At 61.8% G+C, this 14,171-nt stretch carries 14 protein-coding genes; 7 read left to right on the top strand and 7 right to left on the bottom strand.

Annotation, left to right across the window (positions count from 1 at the left end; translation table 11 throughout):
• The 4 genes from ACQY7U_RS17185 to ACQY7U_RS17170 all read left to right on the top strand — a co-directional run.
• Nucleotides 1-1,165, top strand: a 1,165-nt coding sequence (locus tag ACQY7U_RS17185; protein WP_428646874.1) for an NAD(P)H-dependent oxidoreductase, incomplete at its 5' end; no start/stop codon positions are given.
• Nucleotides 1,166-1,385: 220 nt separating this feature from the next.
• Complete coding sequence (gene panC, locus ACQY7U_RS17180; protein ID WP_428646872.1) at nucleotides 1,386-2,237, top strand: pantoate--beta-alanine ligase; 852 nt, start codon at nucleotides 1,386-1,388, stop codon at nucleotides 2,235-2,237.
• 33 nt (nucleotides 2,238-2,270) lie between these two features.
• Nucleotides 2,271-3,080: a 3-methyl-2-oxobutanoate hydroxymethyltransferase gene (gene panB, locus ACQY7U_RS17175; protein WP_428646870.1), complete on the top strand. Its 810-nt coding sequence runs from the start codon at nucleotides 2,271-2,273 to the stop codon at nucleotides 3,078-3,080.
• Between the two features lie 347 nt (nucleotides 3,081-3,427).
• A complete protein-coding gene (locus ACQY7U_RS17170; protein ID WP_428646867.1) occupies nucleotides 3,428-4,486 on the top strand; it encodes a bifunctional transcriptional activator/DNA repair enzyme AdaA in 1,059 nt (352 codons plus the stop codon).
• A 307-nt stretch (nucleotides 4,487-4,793) separates the two neighbouring features.
• On the opposite strand, the gene ACQY7U_RS17165 is transcribed toward ACQY7U_RS17170, so the two are convergent.
• The 3 genes from ACQY7U_RS17165 to ACQY7U_RS17155 all read right to left on the bottom strand — a co-directional run bounded on the left by ACQY7U_RS17165 (nucleotide 4,794) and on the right by ACQY7U_RS17155 (nucleotide 8,096).
• The gene (locus tag ACQY7U_RS17165; RefSeq protein ID WP_428646864.1) at nucleotides 4,794-5,648 is read right to left on the bottom strand and encodes a fumarylacetoacetate hydrolase family protein; all 855 of its coding nucleotides are present in this window, start codon (nucleotides 5,646-5,648) and stop codon (nucleotides 4,794-4,796) included.
• 125 nt (nucleotides 5,649-5,773) lie between these two features.
• Entirely contained in the window at nucleotides 5,774-6,523 is a 750-nt protein-coding gene (locus ACQY7U_RS17160) for an SDR family oxidoreductase (RefSeq protein WP_428646861.1), read from the bottom strand.
• A 46-nt stretch (nucleotides 6,524-6,569) separates the two neighbouring features.
• Nucleotides 6,570-8,096, bottom strand: a complete 1,527-nt coding sequence (locus ACQY7U_RS17155) for a UxaA family hydrolase (RefSeq protein ID WP_428646858.1) — start codon at nucleotides 8,094-8,096, stop codon at nucleotides 6,570-6,572.
• A 107-nt stretch (nucleotides 8,097-8,203) separates the two neighbouring features.
• Between ACQY7U_RS17155 and ACQY7U_RS17150 the strand changes: the two genes are divergently transcribed.
• The 3 genes from ACQY7U_RS17150 to ACQY7U_RS17140 all read left to right on the top strand — a co-directional run bounded on the left by ACQY7U_RS17150 (nucleotide 8,204) and on the right by ACQY7U_RS17140 (nucleotide 10,466).
• The gene (locus ACQY7U_RS17150; RefSeq protein ID WP_428646855.1) at nucleotides 8,204-8,917 is read left to right on the top strand and encodes a GntR family transcriptional regulator; all 714 of its coding nucleotides are present in this window, start codon (nucleotides 8,204-8,206) and stop codon (nucleotides 8,915-8,917) included.
• A 77-nt stretch (nucleotides 8,918-8,994) separates the two neighbouring features.
• Nucleotides 8,995-10,050, top strand: a complete 1,056-nt coding sequence (locus tag ACQY7U_RS17145; RefSeq protein ID WP_428646852.1) for an aldo/keto reductase — start codon at nucleotides 8,995-8,997, stop codon at nucleotides 10,048-10,050.
• On the top strand, nucleotides 10,035-10,466 hold the full coding sequence (locus ACQY7U_RS17140) for an RbsD/FucU family protein (protein ID WP_428646850.1): 432 nt from the start codon (nucleotides 10,035-10,037) through the stop codon (nucleotides 10,464-10,466). The genes ACQY7U_RS17145 and ACQY7U_RS17140 overlap by 16 nt, the downstream gene beginning before the upstream one ends.
• Nucleotides 10,467-10,483: 17 nt before the next feature.
• Here the strand turns inward: ACQY7U_RS17140 and ACQY7U_RS17135 are convergent, their stop codons facing one another.
• The 4 genes from ACQY7U_RS17135 to ACQY7U_RS17120 are packed head-to-tail and all read right to left on the bottom strand — an operon-like array spanning nucleotide 10,484 to nucleotide 14,164.
• The gene (locus ACQY7U_RS17135; RefSeq protein ID WP_428646847.1) at nucleotides 10,484-11,389 is read right to left on the bottom strand and encodes an ROK family protein; all 906 of its coding nucleotides are present in this window, start codon (nucleotides 11,387-11,389) and stop codon (nucleotides 10,484-10,486) included.
• 12 nt (nucleotides 11,390-11,401) lie between these two features.
• Nucleotides 11,402-12,511, bottom strand: coding sequence for an ABC transporter ATP-binding protein (locus ACQY7U_RS17130; protein ID WP_428646844.1), 1,110 nt, complete (start codon nucleotides 12,509-12,511; stop codon nucleotides 11,402-11,404).
• Nucleotides 12,512-12,515: 4 nt separating this feature from the next.
• Entirely contained in the window at nucleotides 12,516-13,397 is an 882-nt protein-coding gene (locus ACQY7U_RS17125) for a carbohydrate ABC transporter permease (RefSeq protein ID WP_428646841.1), read from the bottom strand.
• Entirely contained in the window at nucleotides 13,397-14,164 is a 768-nt protein-coding gene (locus ACQY7U_RS17120) for a carbohydrate ABC transporter permease (protein ID WP_428646877.1), read from the bottom strand. Before ACQY7U_RS17120 ends, ACQY7U_RS17125 begins: the two co-directional genes overlap by 1 nt.
• Nucleotides 14,165-14,171 lie beyond the last annotated feature (7 nt).

Below are 14,171 nucleotides of genomic sequence, written 5' to 3'. Positions count from 1 at the left end.
GGTTTCTGCCATCGCTGACCTCGATCTCGAAAAGGCGAGGTCTGCCTGCAGAACGGTCGGCTGGGAGGAGGAGCGGATCGCCGCGACCGCGTTCCTCGAAGACGCATCGGAATTGGCGATACGCGATGACGTGGATGTGTTGATCGAGGCAACCGGTAATCCCCGCGCCGGGATCGCCAATGCTCGCGCGGCCATTGCCGCTGGAAAACATGTGGTCATGGTCACAGTTGAGGCGGATGTTCTGGCAGGCCCCATTCTGGCTCGCGAAGCTGCATCGAACGGCGCCTGTTATTCTTTGGCCTACGGTGACCAGCCGGCGCTCGTCGCCGAGATGGTGGACTGGGCCCGAGCGGCAGGATTCCGCGTCGCAGCGGCTGGCAAGGGCACGAAATACCTACCCGCCTATCATTCGGTTACGCCTGAGAATGTCTGGGAGCATTATGGACTGACCACAGAGGAAGCTGCCAAAGCCGGCATGAACCCGCAAATGTTCAACTCGTTCCTTGACGGGACCAAGAGCGCAATAGAGATGGTCGCAATTGCAAATGCGTGTGGACTGAACGTTCCTGCACAAGGGCTCTCCTTCCCTCCTTGCGGTGTGGACGATCTGGCCTACGTGCTGCGTCCACGTGAGTGCGGTGGAATGCTGGAAGCGCGCGGCATGGTCGAGACGGTCTCATCCCTCGAACGCGACGGGCGACCTGTTTTCCGCGACTTGCGCTGGGGGGTCTATGTCGTTCTTGAAGCACCAAATGACTACGCCGCCGCCTGTTTCCGGCAATACGGGTTGCCGACCGACCCCACTGGTCGATTCGCCGCAATGTACAAGCCCTTCCATCTCATTGGTCTGGAACTATCCATTTCCGTCCTAAGCTGCGCACTGCGCAATGAGCCCACCGGTACGTCTCACGAAATGCGGGGAACTGTGGCTTCCGTTGCCAAGCGAGATCTGAAAGCCGGAGAGATCCTGGATGGAGAAGGAGGCTTTATGGTCTGGGGCAAGGCACTGCCCTTGGCCAAAGCCGGGAACGCTTTGCCGATTGGTTTGGCTCACAACGTTCGACTAAAGCGCGCCATCACGGCGGGTGAGACACTCGCTCTAGAAGACGTAGACCTTGAGTCGGACGCGGTGGCGGACCTATACCGATCAGTCGCAATAAACTGATGGTAGATACCGAGTTAAGTTGATCGGTGGCTTCGGATCGAGAAGCTACGAACTTCGGCTCCGGGCTGGGAGCAATAACTCGCCATGAGGGCGCCAAGCAACGGAAGTCCCTAAAATCCCCCTCCCTCCTCGGACTACTGGACCTTCCCTTCCTCTCCGCTTATGTTGCACCTGCGAAAAGCGGGGCCTGCTTCAGAGCCGGGCCAGGGAGGACATAAAAATGAAGATCTGCCGGACCAAGGCGGATGTGCGGGAAACCGTGCGGGCGTGGAAGCGCCAGGGTGAGAGCGTCGGTGTCGTGCCGACCATGGGCTATCTCCACGAAGGGCATCTCGGTCTTGTCCGTCTGGCGCGCGAGAAAGCCGACCGGGTAGTCGCCACCATCTTCGTGAACCCGACCCAGTTCGGCCCCAACGAGGATCTTGCCACTTACCCCCGGGACGAAGCGCGCGATCTGGCGCTGCTGGAAGCCGAGGGCGTCGATGCGGTGTTCCTGCCCAGTGTCGACGAAATGTACGGCGTCGGTGGCGATACCTATGTGGAAGTGCCGGGCCTGTCCGGCATCCTGCAGGGCGCTCTGCGTCCGGGGCACTTCCGGGGTGTCTCTACTGTCGTCACCAAGCTCTTCAACATCGTCACGCCTGATTTTGCCGTCTTCGGCGAGAAGGACTACCAGCAGCTCACCCTGATCAAACAGATGGTCCGGGATCTCGACATGCCCCTGGAGATCGTGCCGCACCCGACCGTTCGCGAGGCCGACGGGCTGGCCATGTCGTCCCGCAACGTGCGCCTCGATACACAGCAGCGGGCCGAGGCGGTCCTGCTCAGCCGGTCGCTGGCAAAAGCGGAAGAGCTGGCAGCTTCCCGCCCGGAGATTTCAAAGCTGGACGCGGCGATCCGCTCGGTTCTGGCCGAAGCAACGACGGGCGAGGTCAAGAGCGTCGATATCCGCGACGCGGAAACGCTGGAAGAACTCACTGGCCCACTCGACCGCCCGGCGGTCGTGCTGCTTGCCGTCCGCTTCGGTACGGTTCTTCTCATCGACCAGCGCGTCGTTGCGCCCGCTGACTGAATTCTGTCTCAAGCCCCTTCGAAAGGACGCCGCATGAGCACCCAGAAACCCGTTCGCCGCATCACCGCTCCGCAGATCACGGCGCGCAAGGGCGGCGATCCGATCGTATCGCTCACTTCCTATCACGCCCACACGGCGGCGATTGTCGACAAATACGCGGATTTCATCCTTGTCGGCGACAGTCTCGGCATGGTGATGCACGGCATGGAATCCACCGTCGGCGTGTCGCTGGAACTGATGATCATGCACGGCAAGGCTGTGGTGCGCGGTACCCAGAGGGCGCTTGTCGTTGTCGACATGCCGTTCGGCACTTATGAGGAAAGTCCGTCCATCGCCTTCCGCAATGCGGCCCGGGTGATGAAGGAAACCCAGTGCGGCGCGGTGAAGCTGGAAGGCGGGGCGCGCATGGCCGAGACCATCCGTTTCCTCACCGAGCGCGGCATTCCGGTGATGGCCCATATCGGCCTGACGCCGCAATCGGTGAACGTCATGGGCGGCTTCAAGACGCAAGGGCGCGACGAGGACAGCTGGGCGATCCACGAGGAAGACGCCCGCGCGGTCGCCGAGGCCGGTGCCTTTTCTCTCGTCCTGGAAGGCATGGTGGAGCCGCTGGCGGCCAGGATCACCAAGCAGATCGCCATTCCGACCATCGGCATCGGCGCTTCGAAGGAATGCGACGGCCAGATCCTGGTGCTGGAAGACATGCTCGGCCTCAACCCGACACCGCCGAAATTCGTCAAGGTCTACGGCAACCTCGGCGGCCAGATCGAGGCGGCGGTGAAGGCCTATTCCGACGAGGTCAAGGACCGCAGCTTCCCGGGCGAGGCGCAGGTGTATCGCTGAGGCGGCCTTTGGCTTGCTTGGCGTCGTGATGCTGATTTGACGCGGTAGCGGCTTTCCTCCGCTGTCACCCCGGACGACCATCGGGAGATCCGGGGTCCACTCGTTTGCAGAGACGTGGAATCTTTCTGCAGCGCTTCCTCGCCTCCAGTAGAAGCCTTGGCAAGTGGCAAGGCGAGTAGGCCCCGGCTCCGCGCTGCGCCTGGCCGGGGTGACACCTGTGGCTGGGGGAGCTGAATGACAAACGTTTGTTGGCTGCGTCTGAAGTTCGGTTGCTTCTTGCTGATCCGTTATTAATAAACGCCCGATTTCCGGCTGCACGGAAATGTGAGACGATCTAGTCTCGAGCCATGCTGATGATCCGACCCGATTTCGATACGCTCTATGAAGCGCTTGTGGCGCGGGACCCTTCCTATGACGGGCGGGCCTTCGTCTGTGTTTCCTCCACCGGCATCTTCTGCCGGCTGACCTGTCCCGCGCGCAATCCTAAGCCGGAAAACTGCACCTTCCATGAAACGGTTGCCGAATGCATCGAGGCCGGCTTCCGGCCCTGCAAGCGGTGCCGGCCGACGACGCCGGAGGCAAGTGCCGACCCGGTGGTGGGGCCCCTGATCGAGGCGCTGGAAAAGCGGCCCGGATACCGCTGGGGCGAACCGGATCTTAAGCGCATGGGCTTCGATCCTTCCACCGTCCGCCGTGCCTTCAAGCGCCATTTCGGCATGACTTTTCTGGAAATGGCCCGCCAAAGGCGTCTGCAGGAAGGGTTCTCGACGCTGGCCGGGGGCGGCAAGGTGATCGACGCGCAGATTACCGCAGGGTTCGAGTCTCCAAGCGCGTTCCGGGAGGCCTTTGCGAAGATCCTCGGGCAGGCTCCGGGTGCGTTTTCGGCCAAGCCCTTGCTCTTTGCCGACTGGGTTGCATCGCCTCTCGGTCCGATGATCGCGGTCGCCGACAGGACCCGGCTGCATCTGCTGGAATTTCTCGACCGGAAAGCCTTTCCGGCTGAATTCCGGAAACTGCAGTCCTATGCCAAGGGCGAAATCGGCTTCGGGCGGACGGAGGTCACGGAGCAGATCCAGGCGGAACTCGACCGGTTCTTTGCCGGCAAAGGTGCGGCTTTCGAGACGAAGCTGGCCCTGCACGGCTCGGCCTTCACACGCGATGTCTGGCGCGAACTCCTGACCATCCCGGCGGGCGAAACCCGCAGCTATTCCGAAGTCGCCGAAGCCATCGGCCGGCCGCAGGCGGTCCGTGCCGTCGCCCGTGCCAACGGCGCCAACCAGCTCGCCCTCATCGTGCCCTGCCACCGGGTGATCGGCGTCGACGGCTCGCTCACCGGCTACGGCGGCGGCCTCTGGCGCAAGCAGAAGCTGATCGAACTGGAGCAGAGTTACCGGGGGAAGGGGTGAGTTTCTGAAGCACATGAATTTGTCCCGCTTGCCTCAATTCCAGAGGTTTCTTTCCGGAAGCCCAACTTCAAACTCACCCTCATCCTGAGGAAGCGCGCAGCGCTGTCTCGAAGGATGGGCCGCTTGCTCAGGTGTGTGCCGCCCATCCTTCGAGACGGACCTTGCTGTCCTCCTCAGGATGAGGAAAATCGTGTTGAGAGGCCCGGCGGGGGGGCTGGAGAGTGATCGTGGTTGACGCTCTGCGGCACTAAATGACGGGCTAATTTTCAAGCCCGCCATTGTGTTTGAGCAGTGTTTGTTTCTGCTCCTACGCCCGTCCCACCTTCTGGGTCTGGCTGCCGAGTTTTTCGATGCCGAGGGTCATGACTTCGCCGCCCTTGAGGTAGACCGGTGGTTTCTGGCCCATGCCGACGCCCGGAGGCGTGCCGGTGGAGATCACGTCACCCGGCTGCAAGCTCATGAAGCGGCTGAGATAGGAGATCAGGAACGGCACCCGATAGACCATCGTGCTGGTGGAGCCGTTCTGGTAGCGCTTGCCGTCGACTTCCAGCCACATGGCCAGATTGTCGAAATCGCCGACCTCGTCCGGCGTGACGAGCCAGGGGCCGATCGGGCCGAAGGTGTCGCAGCCCTTGCCCTTGTCCCAGGTGCCAGAGCGTTCGATCTGGAATTCGCGTTCGGAGACGTCGTTGATGACGCAGAAACCCGCAACATGGGAGAGTGCATCGGCTTCCTCGATGTAGGCACCGCCTTTGCCGATCACCACGCCGAGCTCGACTTCCCAGTCGGTCTTCTCAGAACCGCGCGGGATCCTCACCTCGTCATCCGGGCCGATGATCGCAGAGGTCCACTTGTTGAAGACGACGGGTTCGGGCGGAACATCCAGGCCGGATTCCGCCGCGTGGTCCGCATAGTTGAGCCCGATGCAGATGAACTTGCCGATGTTGCCGACACAGGGACCGACGCGCAGGTCTTCTTGCGGCGTCCCTTCGACAACCGGCAGGCTCGTGATGTCGAGGCCCTGCAGGCGCTGGAGGCTTTCCGGCAAAAGGGCGTCGCCGGAAATGTCCGGAACGACACCGGAAAGATCGCGGACACGGTTGTTTGCGTCCAGAACACCGGGCTTTTCCTGTCCCGGAGCGCCAAATCTCAGCAATTTCATGAAGGACTTTCCTTAAGGTGTTGGGCCCCGCCGGAAGTGCGGCCGGGCAGTTCGATCTTGAAGTGTTGTCGGTCGCTACAATACAGCGATGGTTTTCGGATCGTCGATGCCTGATTTTCCGTACCCTAGATGGTGACGCCTCCGTCGACCAGCAGGGCCTGACCGGAAACGAACCGGCTTTCGTCCGACAGCAGGTAGACGACCATGGGTGTCAGGTCGTCGACGGTCGCCAGCCGGCCCATGGGCTGGCGGGCGATGAAGTTCCTTTCCGCTTCTGCCGGATCGGGCGCGGCGGCAATACGGCCGCGCAAGGACGGCGTATCGACCGTGCCGGGGCAAAGTGCGTTGCAGCGGATACCTTCGGCCACGAAATCTGCGGCAATGCCTTTTGTCAGGCCGATCACGGCCGCCTTTGTGGCGCCGTAGAGCGTGCGCAGGGGGAAGCCCTTGATGGAGGAGGCCATTGACGACATGTTGAGGATCGAGGCTGTGCCGCTCGTCCTGGCGCGTTCGCGCATGGCGGGCAGGAAGGCCTGGGTCATGCGGTACATTGACGTGACGTTGAGGTCGAAGCTGAAGGCCCAATCCTCTTCGCTGATGTCCAGAACCGTGCCGTGATGGACAAAGCCGGCGCAGTTGAACAGACCGTCGAGGGGAGGCAGCTCTGCCGCCAGCGCATCAATCGCTGTCCGGTCGCAGACATCGAGATTTCTTGTCTGGATGTCCGGATGTTCTTCGGCCAGTGAGGCAAGCGTCGTCTCGTTGATGTCGGCGGCGATGACCTTCGCGCCTTCCAGGGCGCAGGCGATCGCACTGGCGCGGCCAATGCCCTGACCCGCGGCCGAAACGAGTATGGTCTTATCCTTCAAACGCACTGAAAACCTCCCGATATCCGCGCAATATTGAAATCATTTGTCCGGTTTACATCACCGCGCCGATCTGCCAGGGCACGAATTCGACCCCGCCGAAACCGAGTTGTTCGCTCTTCGGCTTCTCGCCGGAGGCCACGCGTATGATCATTTCGAAGATCTCGCGGCCCTTGTCCTCAAGGCTGACATTATCGGTGATAACGTCACCGCAGTTGATGTCCATGTCTTCGGACATTCGACCGTACATCTCGCTATTGGTGGCCAGCTTGATGCAGGGGGTCGGCATGTAACCGGAGACGGACCCGCGCCCCGTGGTGAAGACGATGATATTCGAACCGGAAGCAATCTGCCCGGTCACCGAGCAGGGGTCGAAGCCGGGGCTGTCCATGAAAACGAAGCCCTTCTTGTCGACGATCTCTCCGAACTTGTAGACATCCGTCAGCGGCGAGGACCCTCCCTTGGCTGCCGCGCCGAGGGATTTTTCCAGAATGGTGGTGAGACCGCCGCGCTTGTTGCCGGGTGAGGGGTTGTTGTCCATCTCGCCGCCGTTGCGGGCGGTATAGTCTTCCCACCAGCGTACACGTTCGATCAGCTTTTCGCCGACCTCGACGGAAACGGCCCGGCGGGTCAGGAGATGCTCAGCGCCGTAGATTTCCGAAGTTTCCGACAGGATGGTCGTGCCGCCGTGACGGACCAGAAGATCCGAGGCGATGCCGAGCGCCGGATTGGCGGTGATGCCGGAATAACCGTCTGAACCGCCGCACTGCATGCCGACGGTGATTTCGGAAACGGGAACGGGCGTGCGCTCGGCCTTGTTGGCAAGTTCGGCAAGCTCTTTCAGTTCCTTCAGGCCCGCCTCGATGGTCCTGCGGGTGCCGCCCGTCTGCTGGATGGTCATGTAGCGCAAGTCGCCATCCGAACGAATCTTGCGTCCGCCGACGAGGTCGGCGACCTGCATGACCTCGCAGCCGAGGCCGATCAGCAGGATCGCCGCGAAATTCGGATGCTGGGCATAACCGGAAAGGGTGCGGAACAAGGTGGCATAACCTTCATCCTTGCCGGACATGCCACAGCCGGTGCCATGCACAATCGGGACAATGCCATCGACATTCGGGTAATCGTCGAGGAGACCTGATTTTTCGGCCGCTTCCGCGATGAACCTGGCGACCGAACCGGAACAGTTCACCGAGGTCAGGATACCGATGTAGTTGCGTGTTCCGGCCTTGCCGGTGGGGCGCCGGTAGCCGAGGAAGGTGCGCTCTTCGGTGATCGGGGCCAGCGGGGCATTGGCGCTCGCGTGCCGGTAGTCCTGACTGTGGGCGCCCATGCCGAGGTTATGAACATGGACATGTTCCCCGGTCCTGATGTCGCATTTCGCCTCGCCGATGATCTGGCCGTAGCGGATCACGTTTTCGCCGGCTGCAATCGGTCTGCGGGCAATCTTGTGGCCACGCAGGATATCGCCAGGAAGCGGCACGTCGACAAAGGCTGCGGTTCCGCCCGCCGTGATGTCCTGAAGTGCGACGACGATGTTGTCTTCACTGTTCAATAGGATGGAATTGGCATGGGGCTGTGGCACGATTTTTCTCCTGGTCCGGCCCGATGGCAGGGCCGATCTTTCCTTGACGATTATCTTGACAGGATAACTGTGTCAACTAACATGTTAGTATGCAGAATGAGAGCATCATGTCCCTGACGGACGAGCAGGATCACCGGGAAATCACTCTGCCGGACATCGGAAGGATGTCCGGTTCCCTGGCGCAGCGTGTCTACGAATCCTTGCGGGCGGCAATCCTCGCCATGGATCTGCCACCCGGTACGATGTTGAAGAAACAGGTGATTTGCGAGCAGCTCGGCGTGTCGCGGTCACCCGTCACCGAGGCGATCACGCGGCTGGCGGGGGAGGGGCTGGTCGAGGTGGTTCCCCAATCCGGCTCCCGCGTGACAAAGTTCTCCATGCCGGACATCCGCGAAGCGGCCTTCCTGCGCGAGGCGATAGAACTTGCCGCCGTGGCAAAGGTCGCCACCGACCGGACCGAGGAGCAACTCGCCGAACTCACCCGTACACTGCGGATGCAGGCCTTGTGTCTGGAGGATCACGACGAAGCCGGGTTCTACCGGGAGGACGAGCGCATGCACGAGCTCATTTTTGCCTTCACCGGTTTTCCGAAGCTGAACGCGCTGGCGGCCACCGGCTGGGTCCCGGTGACCCGCGCCCGGCACCTTGTGTTGCCGATGCGCGGGCGGTCGATCGAATCCTACAAGGAACATGTGGCCATCATCGCGGCCATCCGGGACCGTGATCCGGAAAAGGCGCGCACGGCCATGCAGCTTCACCTCAGCGAACTGGTGACGCGTCTGGAGACTCTCGCCGACAGCCGGCCGGAACTTTTCGATTGAAACTCAAGCCCCATCGACCCGGCCTGGACCGCAGAAAATGCGGCAGGGCCGGTCCAAAAACACTCAAGGAAAATTGAATGACTGCACTTGGAACGCGGCTTCTCAACGGCCGCACGGCAACCAGAATCGAGCTGACGGAAATGGGTTTCGGTGGCGCGCCGCTCGGGAACCTTTACCGCAAGGTTTCGGAAGAAGACGCGCAGGCTGCCCTTCAGGCGGCCTACGATCACGGTATCCGCTATTTCGACACGGCACCGCAATATGGTCTCGGCCGGTCAGAAGTCCGCTTTGGAGAAGCCATCAAGCGGTTCGGCCGCGATACGATCAAGCTGTCGACGAAGATCGGCCGGTTGCTGCTCGATTGTGAACCCGATGAAGTCACGCCGGAAGCCTTTGTCGACGTTCCGCAGAAGCGGATCGTCTTCGACTACAGCTATGACGGTGTCATGCGCAGCTATGAGGCCAGCAAGGAGCGGCTTCAGGTCGAGAATGCCGACATTCTGTTCGTGCATGATGTCTGCGTCTTTTCGCAGGGCTCCCAGGAGGCCAGCGACGCACGGGTGCGGGAACTCTTCGATGAAGGTGGCTACCGGGCCTTGAGCGAACTGAAGGACGCCGGCGAAATCTCGGCTATCGGGGCCGGGGTCAATGAATGGCAGGTCTGTGAAAAGCTGCTCGGGCTGGCGGACTTCGACTGTTTCCTGCTGGCGGGCCGATACACGCTTCTGGAACAGGAGGCGCTGGAAAGTTTCCTGCCGCTTTGCGAGGCCCGTGATGTCGGCATCATTCTGGGTGGCCCTTACAATTCCGGCATTCTGGCGACCGGGGCGGTGCCGGGTGCCAAATACAATTACGCGGATGCGCCGCCGGAAATCCTGGAACGGGTCCGCAGGATCGAGGGCATCTGCGAAGCGCATTCCGTACCGCTGATCGCCGCCGCGCTGCAATTCGTACTCGGCCATCCTTGCGTGAAAACCGTCATTCCGGGGGCCGTCAACGCGCGGGAAGTGGAATCGAATCTGACCGTCCTGAACACACCCATTCCGGCAGGCTTCTGGTCCGATCTCAGCGCCAGCGGCCTCGTCCGCGAGGACGCCCCCATGCCAAAGGAAACCACATGCTCCGCGGCCTGAACCCCCTGCTTTCACCCGACCTTCTGCATTCCCTCAGGGCCATGGGGCACGGCGATGATATCGTCATCGCGGATGCCAATTTTCCGGCCCACAGCAACGGTCAGCGGGTCGTGCGCCTCGATGGCATCACCGCGACGGCGGCCCTTAAGGCGGTGTTGCAGGTTCTGCCGCTGGACAGCTTCGTGCCGGATCCGGCGCTGACCATGGAGGTGGTCGGCAACCCGTCCGAGATCCCGCCGGTGGTGGCCGCCTTTCAGGAGATCGTCAATGAAGTTGCTGACAATCCGGTGATGATTGCGGGTCTCGAGCGGCACGCGTTTTATGAACGCGGCCGCAAGGCCTTCGTCATCCTGCAGACGGGTGAGACCCGGCTTTACGGCAACATCCTGCTCAAGAAAGGGGTGATCAAGCCGTAGCCGCTGGCGGTGACCGGTCAGCTTTCTCCCGCACCCCAGAGCCATGCAGCGCCGCGCACACCGGAACTGTCGCCGTGAAAGGCCTTTCGGATCGGTGTGTCGTAGCTGTCGGAGAAGATGAAGGGGGCCATGGCGGCAGGCAGGTCTTCGTAGAGTTCGTCGATGTTGGACATGCCGCCGCCCAGAACCAGGACGTCCGGGTCGAGCAGGTTGGCAGACATGGCAAGCGCGCGGCCCAATCGGCTGACATAGGCGCGGTAGATGTCCGTGGCGGCGGGATCGCCCTTGCGTTTCAGGGCGATAATCTCCCGGCCGCTCAGGGCAGTGCCGGTCTTCTTTTCGTAATCCGCCTGAAAACCGGTGCCCGAGCACCAGTATTCGATGGCACCCTTGTGGCCGATCCAGCAGTCCGGCCCCGGAAATTCTTCAGGGGTCAGCCAGGGCACGGTAATCGCGCCCCATTCCCCGGCAATGCCGTTGGCCCCGGAATGGGCCCGGCCACCCAGGGCAATCCCCGAGCCGCAGCCGGTGCCGATGATGATGGCATGCACGACGGCCTTGCCGGCGCCCGCGCCGTCGGTTGCCTCGGAAACGGCGAAACAGTTGGCGTCATTCTGGATACGGACAGGACGGCCGAGTCTTGCCTGAAGATCCCGGTCGAGCGGTTTGCCGTTCAGCCAGACCGCATTCGAATTTTTCACCAGACCGGTCGCGGGAGACAGGGATCCCGGAATGCCGACACCGAGCGTGCCGGTTTTTCCGGTGTCCGCTTCAGCAGCTTCCACAAGACCGGCAACAGCGGCCAGGCAACCTTCGTAATCGTCTTTCGGCGTTGGAACACGCTTGCGGAACAGCACCTCGCCCTGTTCGGACAAGGCGATGATTTCCATTTTGGTTCCGCCCCAGTCTATTCCTAACCGCATTCCTGCTCCGGCCTATCTGACGCGTTCTTCGGTCGACGGATCGAAAAGAACCGCCTTTTCCATGTTGACTGCAAATGTGTGGTTCGTGCCGGGATGCACGGACACGTCGGCGCGGAAGCGGCCGGTGATTTCCTTGCCGCCGAACTCCGCCACGACAAAGGTGTCGGATCCGGCGGGTTCGGTCACCTCCACCTGCGCCTCGAGCTGGTGGATCGCCTTGCTGTTGCGGTCCGCACCGTCCGGGTCGGTGATAGCTTCCGGCCGGATGCCCAGGATAACGTCCCGCCCGGCGTGCCGGGCCATCGCCGGATCGGCGAGGGGCAGGATGCCCGTGCGGCCGTCCTTGAGGGCAAATTCCGCCTGCGGTGTGCCACCTTCCGCCGTCAGTTTCGCGGGAAAGAGGTTCATCGACGGTGAGCCCATGAAACCGGCCACGAACATGTTGGCCGGGTTGTCGTAGATCTCCTTGGGCGTGCCGAGCTGCTGGACATAGCCGCCGAACATCACCGCGATGCGGGTCGACAGCGTCAGCGCCTCGATCTGATCGTGGGTCACATAGACGATGGTGGTGCCGAGCTTCTGGTGCAGCTTCTTGATTTCGGTGCGCATGTCGACGCGCAGTTTTGCGTCGAGGTTCGACAGTGGCTCGTCGAAGAGGAACACGTCCGGCTCGCGCACCAGCGCCCGGCCCATGGCAACGCGCTGGCGTTGGCCGCCGGAAAGCTGCCCGGGCTTGCGCTTCAGAAGCTGGGTGATCTGCAGGAGTTCGGCGACATTGCGCACCGCCTCTTCGCGCTTGGGCTTTGGCACGCCGTGCATTTCCAGACCGAAGGCCATGTTCTCGGCGACATTCATGTTCGGGTAGAGTGCATAGGACTGGAACACCATGGCGATGTTGCGCTCCGCCGGGCGCACGTCGTTCATGCGCTTGCCGCGGATGGCGATCTCGCCGCTGGTCACGTCTTCCAGGCCTGCGATCATGTTGAGCAGCGTGGATTTGCCGCAGCCCGACGGACCGACGAGGACGAGGAACTCGCCCTCCTCGATGGAGATGTCGGTTTCTTTCAGCACCTGCACCGTGCCGTAGGACTTGGTCGCCTGTTTGATGTCGAGAAAGCCCATTGTCTTATCCTTTTACGGAACCGGCCATCAGGCCGCGAACGAAGAAACGTCCGGCGACGATATAGACCAGCAGTGTCGGCAGCGCGGCCATGATCGCGCCGGCAAAGTGAACGTTGTATTCCTTCACGCCTGTGGAGGAGGAAACGAGGTTGTTGAGCGCCACCGTCATCGGCTGGCTGTCGAAATCCGCGAAGGAGGCCCCGAACAGGAAGTCGTTCCAGATGTTGGTGAACTGCCAGATGACGCAGACGACCGCGATCGGTCCGGAGGAGGGCAGCATGATGCGCTGGAAGATCCGGAAGAAACCGGCGCCGTCGATCTGGGCCGCCCGCACCAGTTCCGTCGGAAACTGGGCGTAGTAGTTGCGGAAATAGAGCGTCGAGAAGCCGATGCCGTAGACCAGGTGCACGAAGATCAGCCCGGGCACGGTGCCCGCCAGTCCCATGAGGCCGAGCATGCGGGCCATCGGGATGAGGACCATCTGGAACGGGATGAAGCAGCCGAACAGCATCAGGCCGAAGACGATGGTGTCGCCCCGGAAACGCCATTTGGTCAACACATAGCCGTTCAAGGCTCCGAGCAGGGTCGAGATCGCGACGGCGGGAACCACCATCAGGATTGAATTGAGGAAATAGGGCTTGAGGCCCGTTGGTTCGACGCCGATCTGCGCGGTCGACCAGGCGCTGCCCCAGGGGGCCAGCGTCCAGGTTTGCGGCAACGACAGCATGCCGCCGCCCCGGATTTCGTCCAAAGGCTTCAGCGAGTTCACAACCATCACGTAGAGCGGCAGCAGGTAGTAGATGCAGAAGACGATCAGGATCGTGTAGATGACGAAGCGGGAAACCGCGCCGGTCCGGACCGCCGTGTCGCTGGAGGAGACAGCCATTATTTCTTCTCCTTCAGTTCGGACCAGAGATAGGGAACGATGATGGCGGCAATCGTCATCAGCATGATGGTCGCCGAGGCCGCGCCTATGCCCATCTGGTTGCGGGTGAAGGTGTAGGAATACATGAAGGTTGCCGGCAGTTCGGTCGCGGTGCCCGGCCCGCCGCCGGTCAGGGCGATGATCAGGTCGTAGGACTTGATCGCCATATGGGCGAGTACGACGAAGGCCGACATGAAGGCCGGGCGGAGCTGCGGAATGACGATCCGCCGGTAGAGCGCCCAGTTGGAGGCACCGTCGATCTGGGCCGCCTTCAGCACCTCGTTGTCGATGCCGCGCAGGCCGGCGAGGAACATCGCCATGACGAAACCGGATGTCTGCCAGACGGCGGCGATGACGATGGTGTAGATCGCCATGTTGCGGTCCTTGATCCACTCGAAGGTGAAGCTTTCCCAGCCCCACGACTGCATGACGGCCTGAAGGCCGATGCCGGGATCGAGGAACCATTTCCACGCCGTGCCGGTGACAATGAAAGACAGCGCCATCGGATAGAGATAGATCGTGCGGATGAAGCCTTCGGCGCGAATTTTCTGATCGAGCAGGATCGCCAGCGCCAGGCCGAGCACGCAGCAGATGATGATGTAGAGCGAACCGAAGATCAGCAAATTATCGACCGCGATGCCCCATGCGCGCAGTGAAAAGAGCTTCGCGTAATTCTCCCATCCGACGAGTCCGTAGCTCGGCAGGATGCGGCTGTCGGTGAACGACAGATAGAAG

This window comes from Roseibium sp., from assembly GCF_050301095.1.
Lineage (GTDB): Bacteria > Pseudomonadota > Alphaproteobacteria > Rhizobiales > Stappiaceae > Roseibium.
The sequence above is the reverse complement of the archived record's forward strand: the minus strand, read 5'-3'. Positions and strand labels throughout refer to the sequence as shown.